A 15,519-nucleotide genomic window follows, 5' to 3' on the forward strand; every position below is an offset into this window, starting at 1 on the left:
GGGCGACAACGTCTCCATCACCGTCTCCCTGATCGCGCCGATCGCGATGGAAGAAGGTCTGCGCTTCGCGATTCGTGAAGGCGGCCGTACCGTCGGTGCCGGTGTTGTGGCTAAGATCGTAGAGTAATATCCCGTTAGGCCGTGCATCCTTAAACAGATGTGCGGCCATTGTGTTGGTGAAGCTTTACAGGCCAGTAGCTCAATTGGCAGAGTATCGGTCTCCAAAACCGAGGGTTGGGGGTTCGAGGCCCTCCTGGCCTGCCATTAATTAAGTGCAAAATATGACCGAAAAGATTAAGCTGGTGATATCCCTGCTGCTGGTTGCTGCTGGGGTTGCCGGCTTTTATTTGCTGGCTGATCAGGCGCTGGTAGTGCGTATTCTGGCCTTTTTGGCAGGGATTATTGTTGCACTGCTCGTGCTGAAAACGACGCCTACCGGGCAGAATGCGTTTGCATTTGCGCGCGAAGCGGTAGTTGAAACCCGCAAGGTTGTCTGGCCTACCCGCAAGGAAACGATACAAACCACCGCTGCAGTGTTCGGGCTGGTGATTGTAATGGCCATTTTCCTCTGGATAGTTGATATTGGCTTCATGTGGGCTGTGAAGCAGTTGATGGGGAGGGGCGCGTAATGAGTAATATGCGGTGGTATGCCGTACAAGCCTTCTCCGGGTTCGAGAAGTCGGTCAAGAAAGGGCTGGAAGAGCGCATTGCGCGTTCTGATATCGGTGATTTGTTTGGCGATATCTTGGTGCCGGTCGAAGAAGTCGTCGAGATGAAGAACGGCGTCAAGAGCATTACCGAGCGGAAATTGTATCCGGGCTATGTTCTGGTTCAGATGCAGATGAGCGATGAGAGCTGGCATTTGGTGAAGAGTACGCCCCGTGTGACGGCATTTATCGGCGGTACTGCGCAGAAGCCGACCCCGATCAAGGACAAGGAAGTTGAAATCATCCTGCAGCGCATGGATGAAAGCAAGAGCAATCCGACGCGGAAGCTTACTTTTGATAAGGGTGAGTCTGTGCGCGTGATTGACGGTCCGTTCAAGGACTTCTCTGGCAGTGTTGAAGATATCAACTATGAAAAGAGCAAGCTGCGCGTGTCGGTGGTGATCTTCGGCCGTGCTACACCTGTGGAGCTGGATTTCAGCCAGGTGGAAAAAGAGGTTTAATGGTATTGAGCTGTGTCTTGCCCGGTGGCAAGGCGCGGCTTTTTGCACTCCGACGCTTTGGAGTGCTCAGCGTGATGCTGGTGCATCACATATCTAATGACTGGGGAGCTTGTTCAAACAAGCGTTATGACCCAAATTAGGAGTTTAAGATGGCAAAGAAAGTTATCGGCTATATCAAGTTGCAGATTCCTGCAGGTAAAGCCAACCCAAGTCCCCCTGTTGGTCCTGCATTGGGTCAACGTGGCCTGAATATCATGGAGTTCTGCAAGGCGTTCAATGCAGCAACTCAAAGCCTGGAACCAGGCCTGCCGATTCCGGTCGTGATCACTGCGTTTGCAGACAAGAGCTTCACCTTTGTGATGAAGACGCCTCCTGCAACCATCCTGATCAAGAAGGCGGCCAAGATCGACAAGGGTTCCCCGCGTCCTCACACAGACAAGGTCGGCAAGATCACCCGCGCACAAGCGGAAGAGATCGCCAAGACCAAGGCCCCTGATTTGACGGCGGCCGATCTGGATGCGGCAGTGCGTACTATCGCAGGTAGCGCACGCAGTATGGGTATCGAAGTGGAGGGTGTGTAAATGGCTAACGTTTCTAAGCGTATCGAGGCCTTGCGCGCCAAGGTTGATCGTAACAAGGTATATCCCGTTGTTGAGGCCCTGGCTCTGGTCAAGGAAACTGCAACTGCCAAGTTTGATGAGTCCGTGGATGCCGTGATCAATCTCGGTATCGACGCGCGTAAGTCAGACCAGTTGGTGCGCGGCGCATTGGTGTTGCCGCATGGTACAGGCAAGACCAAGCGTATCGCCGTATTCGCACAGGGCGCTGCTGCCGAGGCAGCCAAGGCTGCTGGTGCCGACATCGTTGGTTTCGAAGACCTGGCTGAGCAAGTCAAGGGCGGCATGCTGGACTTTGACGTTGCGATTGCAACGCCGGATGCAATGCGTATCGTCGGTACCCTGGGTCAAGTGCTTGGTCCTCGCGGCCTGATGCCTAACCCCAAGGTCGGCACCGTGACTCCTGACGTGACCACTGCAGTGAAGAACGCCAAGGCTGGCCAAGTGCAATACCGTACCGACAAGGGCGGCATCGTACATTGCACCATCGGCCGTGCTTCTTTTGGCGTTGATGCGCTGAAGGAAAACCTGGCTGCGCTTGTGGATGCGTTGAACAAAGCCAAGCCGGCTTCGTCTAAGGGTGTTTACCTGAAGAAGGTTTCCGTTTCCAGCACCATGGGTGCCGGTGTGCGCGTAGACCAGTCCAACCTGGCTTAATGAATCAGGCGCCGTCTTGAAGTAAGTCGGCGCCGCAAAGAACTTTGGGCCCGTGGCGCAAGCCATGGGGTTGTCAAAGACCGTAGGAGCCCAGGCGGGCTTAATGGTGGCAGAACTCTAGCCAAGTCCTACGCAGATGGCGTTACCCGGAACAGGATTTTTATTCCTGATGAAAGGTCGCCGTGGGAAGGTGTTTGCAGGAGACTGCAAATGCTTAATTAACGGAAGGAGAAGACCTTGAGTCTTAATCTTGAGCAGAAAAAGGCAGTAGTTGCTGAGGTTAGCGAGCAAGTCGCGCAGGCCCAGGCAATTGTTCTTGCTGAGTATCGTGGCATTGAAGTGGGCGACATGACCAAGTTGCGTGCTGAAGCCAGAAAATCCGGTGTATACCTGCGTGTTCTCAAGAACACCCTGGTACGTCGCGCTGTTGACGGCACACAGTTTTCTGGGTTGGCGAACGACATGGTAGGCCCGCTGGTATTCGGTATTTCCACCGATCCAGTTGCCGCGGCAAAGGTTCTGAACAATTTTGCCAAAGCCAACGACAAGTTCGTCATCAAGGCTGGCGCTTTGCCAGGCAAGGTCCTGGATGCCAAGGGTGTGCAAGCCCTGGCTACCCTGCCAAGCCGCGAAGAGTTGCTGGCCAAGTTGCTTGGCACGATGCAGGCGCCTGTTGCACAGTTCGTACGCACGCTCAATGAAGTGCCTACGAAATTTGCACGCGGTCTTGCTGCAGTGCGCGACCAAAAGCAAGCAGCCTAATCAATATCAATATTTATCAGGAGTATTAACAAAATGGCATTATCTAAAGCAGAAATTCTTGACGCTATCGCTTCCCTGACAGTTCTCGAACTGTCCGAGCTGATCAAGGATCTGGAAGAAAAGTTTGGCGTATCCGCAGCTGCAGCTGCTGTTGCAGTAGCTGCTCCTGCAGCTGGTGGCGATGCTGGCGCGGCCGCTGCAGAAAAGACTGAGTTCGATGTTATCCTGGCTTCTGCTGGCGACAACAAGGTGAACGTGATCAAGGCTGTTCGCGAACTGACTTCCCTGGGTCTGAAGGAAGCCAAGGACCTGGTTGACGCTGCTCCTAAGGCAATCAAGGAAGGCGTTTCCAAGGCTGATGCTGAAGCTGCTGCTAAGAAACTGGAAGAAGCTGGCGCTAAGGCTGAAATCAAGTAATACCGCTGTAAATTATGGTGTATGGGCTGACAGGAAACTGTCAGCCTTCACCATTTTAAGAAGTTAGAAGACAGCAGTCCCGTCGGGCTGCTGTCTTCTGCCCTCTATCCTCAGGAGATGCTATGAGCTATTCCTTTACCGAAAAGAAACGTCTGCGTAAAAGTTTCGCCAAGCGTGAAAGCGTGCAGGAGGTTCCTTACCTGCTCGCCATGCAATTGGAGTCTTACGCTGCATTTTTGCAAGCTGAAGTCCATGCCGACAAGCGTACAGACACAGGCCTTCAAGCAGCATTCAGTTCGGTTTTTCCTATTGTCAGCCATTCCGGCAATGCGCGACTGGACTTTGTCAGTTATAACCTCGGCCAGGAGCCGTTCGATGTCAAGGAATGTCAGCAGCGTGGTTTGACTTACGCCGCTCCTTTGCGCGTCAAGGTCCGCTTGACCATTATGGATAAAGAGGCTTCCAAACCTACCGTCAAGGAGGTGAAGGAGCAGGAAGTCTACATGGGTGAATTGCCACTCATGACAGAAAACGGGTCTTTTGTGATCAATGGCACCGAGCGTGTCATCGTTTCGCAATTGCACCGCAGCCCCGGCGTGTTCTTCGAGCATGACCGCGGCAAGACCCACAGCTCGGGCAAGCTGTTGTTCTCCGCACGTATCATTCCTTACCGTGGCTCATGGCTCGACTTCGAGTTCGACCCCAAGGATTATTTGTATTTCCGTGTCGACCGCCGTCGCAAGATGCCGGTGACCATTCTCCTGAAAGCGCTCGGCTTCACGCCAGAGCAAATTCTGGAAACATTCTACGATTTTGACACCTTCCATATCGCCAAGAAGGGCGTGCAGTTCGAGCTGGTGCCGGAGCGCCTGCGCGGCGAAGTAGCCAAGTTCGACATCCTGGACAAGGATGGCAAGGTCATCGTTGCCAAGGACAAGCGCATCACCGTCAAGCACATCCGCGACATGGAAAAGGCTGGAATCAGCAAGATCACTGTACCTGAAGAGTTCCTGCTGGGCCGTTCCTTGGCTGCCGGCATCGTGGACAAGTCCACTGGCGAAGTGGTTGCCAATGCCAATGACGAAGTGACGGAATCCTTGCTGGACAAGCTGCGCGAAGCGGAAGTTAGCAAGATCAGCACTTTGTACGCAAATGATCTCGATCATGGCGACTATATCTCGCAAACATTGCGTATTGATGAAATCCCGGATGAGTACAGCGCGCGTGTTGCCATCTACCGCATGATGCGTCCTGGCGAGCCGCCGACCGAGGAAGCAGTACAGGCGTTGTTTGAAGGCTTGTTCTTCAACGAAGACCGTTATGACTTGTCTTCCGTAGGCCGCATGAAGTTCAATCGCCGTGCTTTCCCTGAGAAGATTGAAGAGCGTACCGCAGCATGGTTGCGTCGCTTCTACGAGAAGGTTGGCCCGCAAGGCGCCGAAGGCGCTGGCACGCTGTCTAACGACGATATCCTGGCTGTGATTGCGGTATTGATTGAATTGCGTAATGGCCGTGGCGAAATCGACGATATTGACCATTTGGGCAACCGTCGTATCCGTTCCGTGGGCGAGCTGGCCGAGAACCAGTTCCGTGCAGGCCTGGTACGTGTCGAGCGCGCCGTGAAGGAGCGTTTGTCGCAAGCTGAGTCCGACAACCTGATGCCGCACGACCTGATCAATGCGAAGCCGGTGTCGAGCGCAATTCGTGAATTCTTCGGTTCTTCGCAACTGTCGCAGTTCATGGACCAAACCAACCCGTTGTCCGAGATCACGCACAAGCGTCGTGTCTCCGCCTTGGGCCCAGGCGGCTTGACTCGCGAACGCGCGGGCTTCGAAGTGCGTGACGTGCATTCCACGCACTATGGCCGCGTCTGTCCGATTGAAACGCCTGAAGGTCCGAACATCGGTCTGATCAACTCCTTGGCGCTGTATTCCCGCACCAACCAGTACGGTTTCCTGGAAACGCCATACCGCCGCGTAGCGGACAACAAGGTGTCAGACCAGATTGATTATTTGTCCGCGATCGAGGAAAGCCAGTACATGATCGCACAGGCCAACTCCGAACTGGACAAGGCCGGCAAGTTCAAGGAAGACCTGGTCTCTGCGCGTTACCATAACGAATTCACCATGGCGCAGCCGGACCGCGTGCAATACATGGACGTAGCCCCGGGCCAGATCGTATCCGTTGCGGCATCGCTGATCCCGTTCCTGGAGCATGACGATGCGAACCGCGCCTTGATGGGCGCCAACATGCAGCGTCAGGCCGTGCCGTGTCTGCGCGCCGAGAAGGCCGTGGTCGGTACTGGCATCGAACGTACTGTTGCCGTTGACTCCGGTACTGTCGTTACAGCCCGCCGCGGTGGCGTGGTCGATTATGTCGATTCCAGCCGTATCGTGGTGCGCGTGCACGACGAAGAAGCAGCCGCTGGCGAAGTCGGTGTGGATATCTACAACCTGATCAAGTACACACGTTCCAACCAGAACACCAACATCAACCAGCGTCCGTTGGTCAATGTCGGCGACGTGCTGGCACGCGGCGACGTGATTGCCGACGGCGCTTCCACCGATATGGGCGAGTTGGCGCTGGGCCAGAACATGCTGGTCGCCTTCATGCCATGGAACGGTTACAACTTCGAGGACTCGATCTTGATTTCCGAGCGTGTAGTGGCTGATGACCGCTATACCTCCATCCATATCGAAGAGCTGTCCGTTGTCGCTCGCGACACCAAGCTGGGCGCGGAAGAAATCACGCGCGACATCTCCAACCTGTCCGAGCGCATGCTGGGCCGCCTGGATGAGTCCGGTATCATTTATATCGGCGCTGAAGTCGAAGCGGGTGACGTGCTGGTGGGCAAGGTAACGCCCAAGGGCGAAACCCAGCTGACCCCGGAAGAAAAACTGCTGCGTGCGATCTTCGGCGAGAAGGCGTCCGACGTGAAGGATACTTCGCTGCGCGTGCCGTCCGGCATGTCCGGCACCGTGATCGACGTGCAAGTGTTCACGCGCGAAGGCATCGAGCGCGATGCGCGGGCACAGCAGATCATTGACGATCAGTTGGCCGACTACAAGCAGGACCTGGCCGACCAGATGCGTATCGTGGAAGACGATGCGTTCGGCCGTATCCGCCGCCTGATCGAAGGCAAGGTCGCGACCGGCGGTCCGCAAAAGCTCAAGAAGGGCGAAGCCGTCACTGCAGAATACCTGGAAGGGTTGGCGCGCTATGACTGGTTCGACATCCGCCTGAGCGATGAAGATGCCGCACGCCAGCTTGAACAGCTGCGTGACAGCCTGTCCCAGGCGCGTATCGAGTTCGACAGCAAGTTCGAAGAGAAGAAGCGCAAGCTGACCCAGGGCGATGAACTGCCTCCAGGCGTGCAGAAGATGGTCAAGGTCTACCTGGCCGTCAAGCGCCGTATCCAGCCCGGCGACAAGATGGCGGGCCGCCACGGTAACAAGGGTGTGGTTTCCAAGATCGTGCCGATCGAGGATATGCCGCACATGGCCGACGGTACGCCGATGGACATCGTGCTGAATCCGTTGGGCGTTCCATCGCGGATGAACATCGGCCAGATTCTCGAAGTGCATTTGGGCTGGGCCGCCAAGGGGCTTGGTATCCGTATCGGCAACATGTTGCAGGCGCAAGCCAAGACTGCCGAGCTACGCAGCTTCTTCGAGCAGATATACAACAAGAGCAACGGTAAGCCTGAGGATATCGCTGCCCTGAGCGATGACGAAATCATCGATCTGGCAAGAAACCTCAAGAACGGTGTGCCGTTTGCAACCCCTGTGTTCGATGGCGCGACCGAGGCTGATATCAAGGCTATGCTGGATCTGGCGTTCCCCGATGAAGATCCGCGTACGCAGCAATTGCAGTTCGCTTCCGGCAAGACCCAGGTGACCTTGTTCGACGGCCGTACTGGCGATGCTTTCGAGCGTCCGGTCACTGTGGGCTACATGCACGTGCTCAAGCTGCACCACTTGGTCGATGACAAGATGCACGCTCGTTCTACCGGTCCTTACTCGCTGGTTACCCAGCAGCCATTGGGCGGTAAGGCGCAGTTCGGCGGCCAGCGTTTCGGTGAGATGGAAGTCTGGGCGTTGGAAGCCTACGGTGCATCCTATACCTTGCAGGAAATGCTGACTGTGAAGTCTGACGATGTGTCCGGCCGTACCAAGGTGTACGAAAACATTGTCAAGGGTGAGCACAAGATTGACGCTGGCATGCCAGAGTCCTTCAATGTGTTGGTGAAGGAAATCCGCTCGCTCGCAATCGATATTGATCTTGACCGCAACTAAGGAGAAACGCGCGTGAAAGCTCTATTAGATTTATTCAAGCAGGTCACTCAGGAAGAAGAGTTTGACGCGATCAAGATCGCGCTGGCTTCTCCTGAAAAGATTCGCTCCTGGTCCTACGGCGAGGTCAAGAAGCCCGAGACCATCAACTACCGCACCTTCAAACCGGAGCGGGATGGCCTGTTCTGCGCCAAGATCTTTGGCCCGATCAAGGACTACGAGTGCTTGTGCGGCAAGTACAAGCGCCTCAAGCACCGCGGCGTCATCTGCGAGAAGTGCGGCGTTGAAGTGACGCTTTCCAAGGTGCGTCGCGAACGCATGGCGCACATCGAGCTGGCCAGTCCGGTCGCCCACATCTGGTTCCTGAAGTCCCTGCCCAGCCGTCTGGGCATGGTGCTGGACATCGCCTTGCGCGATATCGAGCGCGTGCTCTATTTCGAGGCATACATCGTCATCGATCCAGGCATGACGCCGCTCACCCGTGGCCAGTTGCTGACTGAAGACGACTACTTGGCCAAGGTGGAGGAGCACGGCGACGAATTCAACGCCGTGATGGGCGCGGAGGCCGTCCGTGAGCTGTTGCGCACCATGGATATCCATACCGAAATCGAGAAGCTGCGCCGCGAACTCGGCGAAACCGGTTCCGAAGCCAAGATCAAGAAGATCGCCAAGCGCCTGAAGGTGCTGGAAGCATTCCAGAAGTCCGGCATCAAGCCGGAATGGATGATCCTGGAAGTGCTGCCTGTGTTGCCCCCTGAACTGCGCCCATTAGTGCCGTTGGACGGTGGCCGCTTCGCGACTTCCGACCTGAACGACCTCTATCGCCGCGTCATCAACCGCAACAACCGCCTGAAGCGACTGCTGGAACTGAAGGCGCCTGAAATCATCGTGCGCAACGAAAAGCGTATGCTGCAGGAAGCGGTAGACTCGCTGCTGGACAATGGTCGCCGCGGCAAGGTCATGACCGGCGCCAACAAGCGTCCATTGAAGTCCTTGGCTGACATGATCAAGGGCAAGGGCGGCCGCTTCCGCCAGAACCTGCTGGGTAAGCGCGTCGACTACTCCGGCCGTTCCGTGATCGTGGTCGGTCCCCAGCTCAAGCTGCACCAGTGCGGCCTGCCGAAGAAGATGGCGCTGGAACTGTTCAAGCCGTTCATTTTCCACAAGCTGGAAGTGCTTGGCCTAGCCACGACCATCAAGGCTGCCAAGAAGAAGGTGGAAGAGGAAGGACCAGAAGTCTGGGATATCCTCGAAGACGTGATCCGCGAGCATCCGGTATTGCTGAACCGTGCGCCTACATTGCACCGTCTGGGTATCCAGGCGTTCGAGCCGACCTTGGTCGAAGGCAAGGCGATCCAGTTGCATCCATTGGTGTGTGCTGCGTTCAACGCCGACTTCGACGGCGACCAGATGGCGGTGCACGTGCCATTGAGCCTGGAAGCCCAGATGGAAGCCCGCACCCTGATGCTGGCATCCAACAACGTATTGTCTCCCGCCAACGGCGAGCCGATCATCGTGCCTTCGCAGGATATCGTCTTGGGTCTGTACTACATGACGCGCGAGAAGAAGGCCGCGCGCGGTGAGGGCATGCGTTTTGCCAATATTGCAGAAGTGCAGCGCGCATACGACAGCGGCCTCGTCGATTTGCATGCCCGTATCACAGTTCGGTTGCGTGAATACGATGTGGAGCTTGATGGTCAGAAGCGCGAGAAGATTACTCGCTATGAAACTACTGTTGGCCGTGCATTGCTGTCAGAAATCCTGCCTGCAGGCCTGCCATTCAGCGTGATTGACAAGGCATTGAAGAAAAAGGAAATTTCCAGGCTGATCAACGCGAGCTTCCGCCGTGTTGGCATCCGCGAGACCGTGATTTTCGCCGACAAGCTCATGTACACAGGTTATACCTACGCAACCCGCGCCGGTATCTCCATCAGCATCAACGATATGCTGGTACCGCCTGAGAAGGAGCAACTGATTGCTTCTGCCGAAGCCGAAGTCAAGGAAATCGAAGACCAGTATGTTTCTGGTTTGGTGACCCAGGGCGAGCGTTACAACAAAGTGGTCGATATCTGGGGCCGCGCCGGTGACAAGGTTGCCGACGCCATGATGAAGCAGTTGCGCGAAGAAACTGTTTACGACGCCGACGGCAAAGTGGCCAAGGATGCAGACGGCAAGGCGATCAAGCAGGAGTCCTTCAACGCGATTTACATGATGGCCGACTCAGGTGCTCGCGGCTCCGCAGCCCAGGTGCGTCAGTTGGCCGGCATGCGCGGCCTGATGGCGAAGCCGGACGGTTCCATTATTGAAACGCCGATTACCGCGAACTTCCGCGATGGTCTGAACGTGTTGCAATACTTCATCTCAACACACGGTGCGCGTAAGGGTCTGGCCGATACGGCGTTGAAGACTGCGAATTCGGGCTACCTGACCCGCCGTCTGGTCGACGTGACCCAAGACCTGGTAGTGACCGAGCATGATTGCGGTACGACAGAAGGCCTGTACACCAAGGCGTTAGTCAAGGGTGGTGAAGTGGTCGAGCCGTTGCATGACCGTATCCTCGGCCGTGTCGCAGCGCTGGATGTGCTGAATCCTGAAACCCAGGAAGTGGTTTATCCGGCAGGCACATTGCTCACCGAAGATGAGGTCGAGCATATCGATGCCTTGGGCATTGATGAGGTCAAGGTACGTACCGCGCTGACTTGCGACACCCGCTACGGTATTTGCGCCAAATGCTATGGCCGCGACTTGGGCCGTGGCAAGCTCATCAACATGGGCGAGGCTGTCGGCGTGATCGCGGCGCAATCCATCGGTGAGCCTGGCACCCAGCTGACCATGCGTACCTTCCACATCGGTGGTGCGGTATCGCGTGCAGCTTCCGTCAGCCAGGTCGAGAGCAAGTCCAACGGTATCGTGCATTTCACATCGACCATGCGTTATGTGACTAATGCCCGTAACGAGCAGGTAGTGATTTCGCGTAACGGCGAAGCCATCATCCAGGATGAAAACGGCCGCGAGCGAGAGCGTCACAAGGTGCCTTACGGTGCGACCTTGCAGATCACCGATGGCAAGCAGGTCAAGGCCGGCCAGGCATTGGCGACCTGGGATCCGCATACCCGTCCGATCATTACCGAGTACGCTGGTCGCGTGAAGTTCGAGAACGTCGAAGAAGGCGTGACCGTTGCGAAGCAAGTCGATGAAGTGACCGGCTTGTCTTCCTTGGTGGTGATTGATCCGAAGCAGCGTGCCGGTCAATCCAAGGGCCTGCGCCCGCAAGTGAAGCTGCTCGATGCCAATGGCGCCGAAGTCAAGGTGGCAGGTGGTGAAGCGCCTGTGAGCGTGACCTTCCAGCTCGGTTGCATCATTACCGTGAAGGACGGCCAGGAAGTCGGTGTCGGTGAAGTGCTGGCGCGTATTCCGCAGGAATCTTCCAAGACCCGTGACATTACCGGCGGTCTGCCGCGCGTGGCTGAGCTATTCGAGGCACGTTCGCCAAAGGATGCCGGTTTGTTGGCCGAGGTGACTGGTACGATTTCCTTCGGTAAGGACACCAAGGGCAAACAGCGTCTGGTCATTACCGACCTCGACGGTGTTTCCAATGAGTTCCTGATTCCTAAGGACAAGCACGTAACGGCGCATGACGGCCAAGTGGTGACCAAGGGCGAAAGCATCGTCGACGGCCCCGCTGATCCTCAAGACATCTTGAGACTGCAAGGCCGCGAAGCCCTGGCGCGCTACATCATTGACGAAGTGCAGGACGTTTACCGTCTGCAAGGCGTGAAGATCAACGACAAGCACATTGAAGTGATCGTGCGCCAGATGCTGCGTCGCGTACGCATCACCGATGCGGGCGATACCAGCTTCATCTTGGGCGAGCAGGTCGAGCGTGCCGATGTGCTGACAGAGAACGAGCGTGTATTGGCGGAAGACGGACGTCCAGCCAGCTTCGAGTATGTATTGCTGGGTATTACCAAGGCGTCGCTGTCTACGGATTCCTTCATCTCCGCAGCGTCGTTCCAGGAAACCACTCGTGTCTTGACCGAAGCTGCGATCCTGGGCAAGCGCGACGAGTTACGTGGCCTGAAGGAGAACGTGATTGTGGGTCGATTGATTCCTGCCGGAACCGGTCTTGCCTATCATGAAACACGCAAACGTAATGTTGCAGGTGTAGATTCAGCACCTGCCATCATTGAAGATGCTGGAGATGTGCAGGTGGAAGAAACCTCTGGAAATCCTGAGGTTGCTTGACAACACATTGAACGCTAAATAAAATGCTAAGTTTTCCGGGATGGCGTTTCGCCATCCCGTAATTTTTAGCGGTTAAAATATAAAGGCTAAAGGTTATGCCAACCATCAATCAATTAGTGCGCAAGCCGCGCCAAAAAGTAGTTGCTAAGAGCAAGGTGCCAGCGCTTGAGAGCTGCCCACAAAAGCGTGGTGTATGTACTCGTGTTTACACCACAACCCCTAAAAAACCTAACTCCGCTTTGCGTAAGGTTGCCAAGGTGCGCCTGACCAATGGCTATGAAGTGATTAGCTATATCGGTGGTGAAGGCCACAACCTGCAAGAGCACTCTGTTGTTCTGTTGCGCGGCGGTCGTGTAAAGGACTTGCCAGGTGTGCGTTACCACATGGTGCGCGGTAGCCTGGATACTGCTGGTGTTAAAGACCGTAAGCAGGCCCGCTCCAAGTACGGTGCTAAGCGCCCTAAGGCTGCTTAATCACAGCGGCCCAAAGTTTAAGGAATCGAGAAAGCCATGCCAAGACGTAGAGAAGTTCCCAAGCGTAACATCCTGCCTGACCCTAAGTTCGGTAGCCAGGAGGTTTCAAAGTTCGTTAATGTGCTGATGACCGGCGGCAAGAAGTCGGTTGCAGAGCGTATCCTGTACGGCGCATTTGACCAAATCACACAAAAGAGCGGCAAGGAAGCGCTGGAAGTATTTACCCTGGCAATCGGTAATCTGCGCCCTGTCGTGGAAGTGAAGAGCCGTCGCGTTGGTGGTGCAAACTACCAGGTGCCTGTTGAAGTGCGTCCCGCACGCCGCAATGCGCTGGCCATGCGCTGGTTGCGTGATGCTGCCCGCAAGCGTGGCGAAAAGTCCATGGGTCTGCGTTTGGCTGCTGAGTTGATCGAAGCCTCTGAAGGCCGCGGTGCTGCTATCAAGAAGCGTGAAGAAGTTCACCGTATGGCAGAAGCCAATAAGGCATTCTCGCATTTCCGTTTCTAAACTCAGACAAATTTTAAGTTAGGTAATTACTGTGGCTCGCAAAACCCCTATTGAACGCTATCGCAATATCGGTATCAGTGCGCATATTGATGCTGGTAAAACTACGACTTCTGAGCGTATCCTGTTTTATACCGGGGTTACTCATAAGCTGGGTGAAGTGCATGATGGCGCTGCGACGACTGACTGGATGGAGCAGGAGCAGGAGCGTGGCATCACGATCACCTCTTCCGCTGTGACCTGTTTCTGGAAAGGCATGGATTTGTCCCGTCCTGAGCATCGCATCAACATTATTGACACCCCTGGGCACGTAGACTTTACGATTGAAGTTGAGCGTTCCATGCGTGTGTTGGATGGTGCCTGCATGGTGTACTGTGCGGTGGGTGGTGTGCAGCCTCAGTCCGAGACTGTGTGGCGTCAGGCCAACAAGCACAAGGTGCCTCGTTTGGCCTTTGTGAACAAGATGGACCGTACTGGTGCCAACTTCTTCAAGGTTGTCGAGCAGATGAAGCTTCGCCTCAAGGGTAATCCTGTGCCTGTGGTGATCCCTATCGGTGCTGAAGATACTTTCGCTGGCGTGGTTGACCTCATCAAGATGAAGGCGATCTTCTGGGATGATGCTTCCCAGGGCATGAAGTTCGAGTACAAGGATATTCCTGCCGATCTCGTCGATACTGCCAATGAGTGGCGCGAGAAGATGATCGAATCCGCTGCCGAAGCTTCTGAAGAGCTGATGAATAGGTATCTGGAAAGTGGTGAATTGTCCGAGGCGGACATCATTGCCGGCTTGCGTCAACGCACTATCGCTACCGAAATTCAGCCTATGCTGTGCGGTTCCGCGTTCAAGAACAAAGGTGTGCAACGTATGTTGGACGCCGTTCTGGACTTCTTGCCTTCGCCCGTGGATATTCCTGATGTGGCTGGCGAGAGCGAAACTGGCGAGCCATTGACCCGTAAGGCAGATGATAAGGAGCACTTCTCTGCGTTGGCGTTCAAGCTCATGAGCGATCCATTCGTCGGTCAGTTGACATTCGTGCGTGTGTATTCCGGCGTTCTGACCAAGGGTGAGACGGTTTACAACTCCACCAGTGGTCGTAAGGAGCGTATCGGCCGTATCGTGCAGATGAGCGCGAATGATCGGAATGAGATTGAAGAAATCCGCGCTGGCGACATTGCTGCCTGTATCGGCTTGAAAGATGTCACTACTGGTGAGACTCTGTGCTCGCTGGATCATCCTATCATTCTTGAGCGTATGGTGTTCCCTGAGCCAGTTATTCACGTGGCTGTTGAACCAAAGACCAAGAGTGACCAGGAAAAAATGGGCTTGGCCCTTAGCCGTCTCGCGCAGGAAGATCCTTCTTTCCGCGTGCGTACTGATGAAGAGACCAATCAGACCATTATTTCCGGTATGGGCGAATTGCACTTGGAAATTCTGGTTGACCGCATGAAGCGTGAGTTCAACGTGGAAGCCAATGTTGGCGCTCCGCAAGTGGCTTATCGTGAAGCGATCAAGAAATCTGTCGAAGTCGAAGGCAAGTTCGTCAAACAGTCCGGTGGTAAGGGTCAGTACGGTCACGTATGGATCAAGATGGAGCCGAACGAAGCTGGCAAGGGCTATGAGTTCGTCGACCAAATCAAGGGTGGTACCGTGCCGCGCGAATTCATTCCTGCGGTGGATAAGGGTCTGCGCGAAACTATTCCTAGCGGCGTGCTGGCCGGCTTCCCGGTTGTGGATGTCAAGGTTACCCTGTTTGACGGCTCGTACCACGATGTTGACTCCAACGAAAACGCCTTTAAGATGGCGGCTTCCATGGCGTTCAAGGATGGTATGCGCAAGGCCGATCCGATCCTGCTGGAGCCTATCATGGCGGTTGAGGTGGAAACGCCTGAAGATTATATGGGCGACGTCATGGGTGACTTGTCTTCCCGTCGCGGTGTGATCCAGGGTATGGATGATCTGGCTGGCGGTGGCAAGGCTATCCGTGCAGAAGTGCCTTTGTCTGAAATGTTTGGTTATGCCACAACAGTGCGTTCCTTGACGCAAGGTCGTGCGACCTACAGCATGGAGTTCAAGCACTACTCTGAAGCTCCGAGAAACGTGGCAGAAGCCATTATTAACAAGAAGTAATTGAATAATATCTAAGCAAAATAGAATAGATAATTAAAGGAAACGGAAATGGCAAAAGGTAAATTTGAGCGGACGAAGCCGCACGTAAACGTAGGGACGATTGGACACGTTGACCACGGCAAGACCACGCTGACAGCTGCGATCACCACCGTATTGACCAAGAAATTTGGTGGCGAAGCCAAGGACTACTCCCAGATCGACAACGCGCCGGAAGAAAAGGCTCGCGGCATCACCATCAACACCTCCCACGTAGAAT

The 15,519-nt window shown here is 55.2% G+C and carries 13 protein-coding genes and 1 tRNA gene; all 14 read left to right on the forward strand.

The window, feature by feature from the left end; genetic code table 11:
* On the forward strand, positions 1 to 127 hold a 127-nt coding region (locus ACKF11_RS15110; RefSeq protein WP_510338921.1), incomplete at its 5' end, for an EF-Tu C-terminal domain-related protein.
* Positions 128 to 188: 61 nt separating this feature from the next.
* Positions 189 to 264 (forward strand) — tRNA-Trp (locus tag ACKF11_RS15115).
* A gap of 17 nt (positions 265 to 281) precedes the next feature.
* A complete protein-coding gene (gene secE / locus ACKF11_RS15120; RefSeq protein ID WP_407994568.1) occupies positions 282 to 629 on the forward strand; it encodes a preprotein translocase subunit SecE in 348 nt (115 codons plus the stop codon).
* Complete coding sequence (gene nusG, locus ACKF11_RS15125; RefSeq protein ID WP_407997742.1) at positions 629 to 1,168, forward strand: transcription termination/antitermination protein NusG; 540 nt, start codon at positions 629 to 631, stop codon at positions 1,166 to 1,168. The genes secE and nusG overlap by 1 nt, the downstream gene beginning before the upstream one ends.
* Positions 1,169 to 1,317: 149 nt before the next feature.
* Positions 1,318 to 1,749, forward strand: coding sequence for a 50S ribosomal protein L11 (gene rplK, locus ACKF11_RS15130; protein WP_067267457.1), 432 nt, complete (start codon positions 1,318 to 1,320; stop codon positions 1,747 to 1,749).
* On the forward strand, positions 1,750 to 2,442 hold the full coding sequence (rplA, locus tag ACKF11_RS15135) for a 50S ribosomal protein L1 (protein ID WP_407994570.1): 693 nt from the start codon (positions 1,750 to 1,752) through the stop codon (positions 2,440 to 2,442).
* Positions 2,443 to 2,679: 237 nt separating this feature from the next.
* The gene (gene rplJ / locus ACKF11_RS15140; protein WP_025873090.1) at positions 2,680 to 3,204 is read left to right on the forward strand and encodes a 50S ribosomal protein L10; all 525 of its coding nucleotides are present in this window, start codon (positions 2,680 to 2,682) and stop codon (positions 3,202 to 3,204) included.
* Positions 3,205 to 3,237: 33 nt separating this feature from the next.
* Positions 3,238 to 3,621, forward strand: a complete 384-nt coding sequence (gene rplL, locus ACKF11_RS15145; protein WP_309564186.1) for a 50S ribosomal protein L7/L12 — start codon at positions 3,238 to 3,240, stop codon at positions 3,619 to 3,621.
* Positions 3,622 to 3,743: 122 nt separating this feature from the next.
* Positions 3,744 to 7,916: a DNA-directed RNA polymerase subunit beta gene (gene rpoB / locus ACKF11_RS15150; RefSeq protein ID WP_407997743.1), complete on the forward strand. Its 4,173-nt coding sequence runs from the start codon at positions 3,744 to 3,746 to the stop codon at positions 7,914 to 7,916.
* A gap of 12 nt (positions 7,917 to 7,928) precedes the next feature.
* Positions 7,929 to 12,158, forward strand: coding sequence for a DNA-directed RNA polymerase subunit beta' (rpoC, locus tag ACKF11_RS15155; RefSeq protein WP_407997744.1), 4,230 nt, complete (start codon positions 7,929 to 7,931; stop codon positions 12,156 to 12,158).
* A gap of 95 nt (positions 12,159 to 12,253) precedes the next feature.
* The gene (gene rpsL / locus ACKF11_RS15160; RefSeq protein WP_011478642.1) at positions 12,254 to 12,631 is read left to right on the forward strand and encodes a 30S ribosomal protein S12; all 378 of its coding nucleotides are present in this window, start codon (positions 12,254 to 12,256) and stop codon (positions 12,629 to 12,631) included.
* A gap of 36 nt (positions 12,632 to 12,667) precedes the next feature.
* On the forward strand, positions 12,668 to 13,138 hold the full coding sequence (rpsG, locus tag ACKF11_RS15165) for a 30S ribosomal protein S7 (protein ID WP_309564189.1): 471 nt from the start codon (positions 12,668 to 12,670) through the stop codon (positions 13,136 to 13,138).
* Between the two features lie 31 nt (positions 13,139 to 13,169).
* A complete protein-coding gene (fusA, locus tag ACKF11_RS15170) occupies positions 13,170 to 15,263 on the forward strand; it encodes an elongation factor G (protein ID WP_407997745.1) in 2,094 nt (697 codons plus the stop codon).
* Positions 15,264 to 15,311: 48 nt separating this feature from the next.
* A partial coding sequence (locus ACKF11_RS15175; RefSeq protein ID WP_407997746.1) for a GTP-binding protein occupies positions 15,312 to 15,519 on the forward strand: 208 nt, incomplete at its 3' end.

Origin of the sequence: Methylobacillus draconifructus, assembly GCF_045984385.1 — a bacterium.
Lineage (GTDB): Bacteria > Pseudomonadota > Gammaproteobacteria > Burkholderiales > Methylophilaceae > Methylobacillus > Methylobacillus flagellatus_A.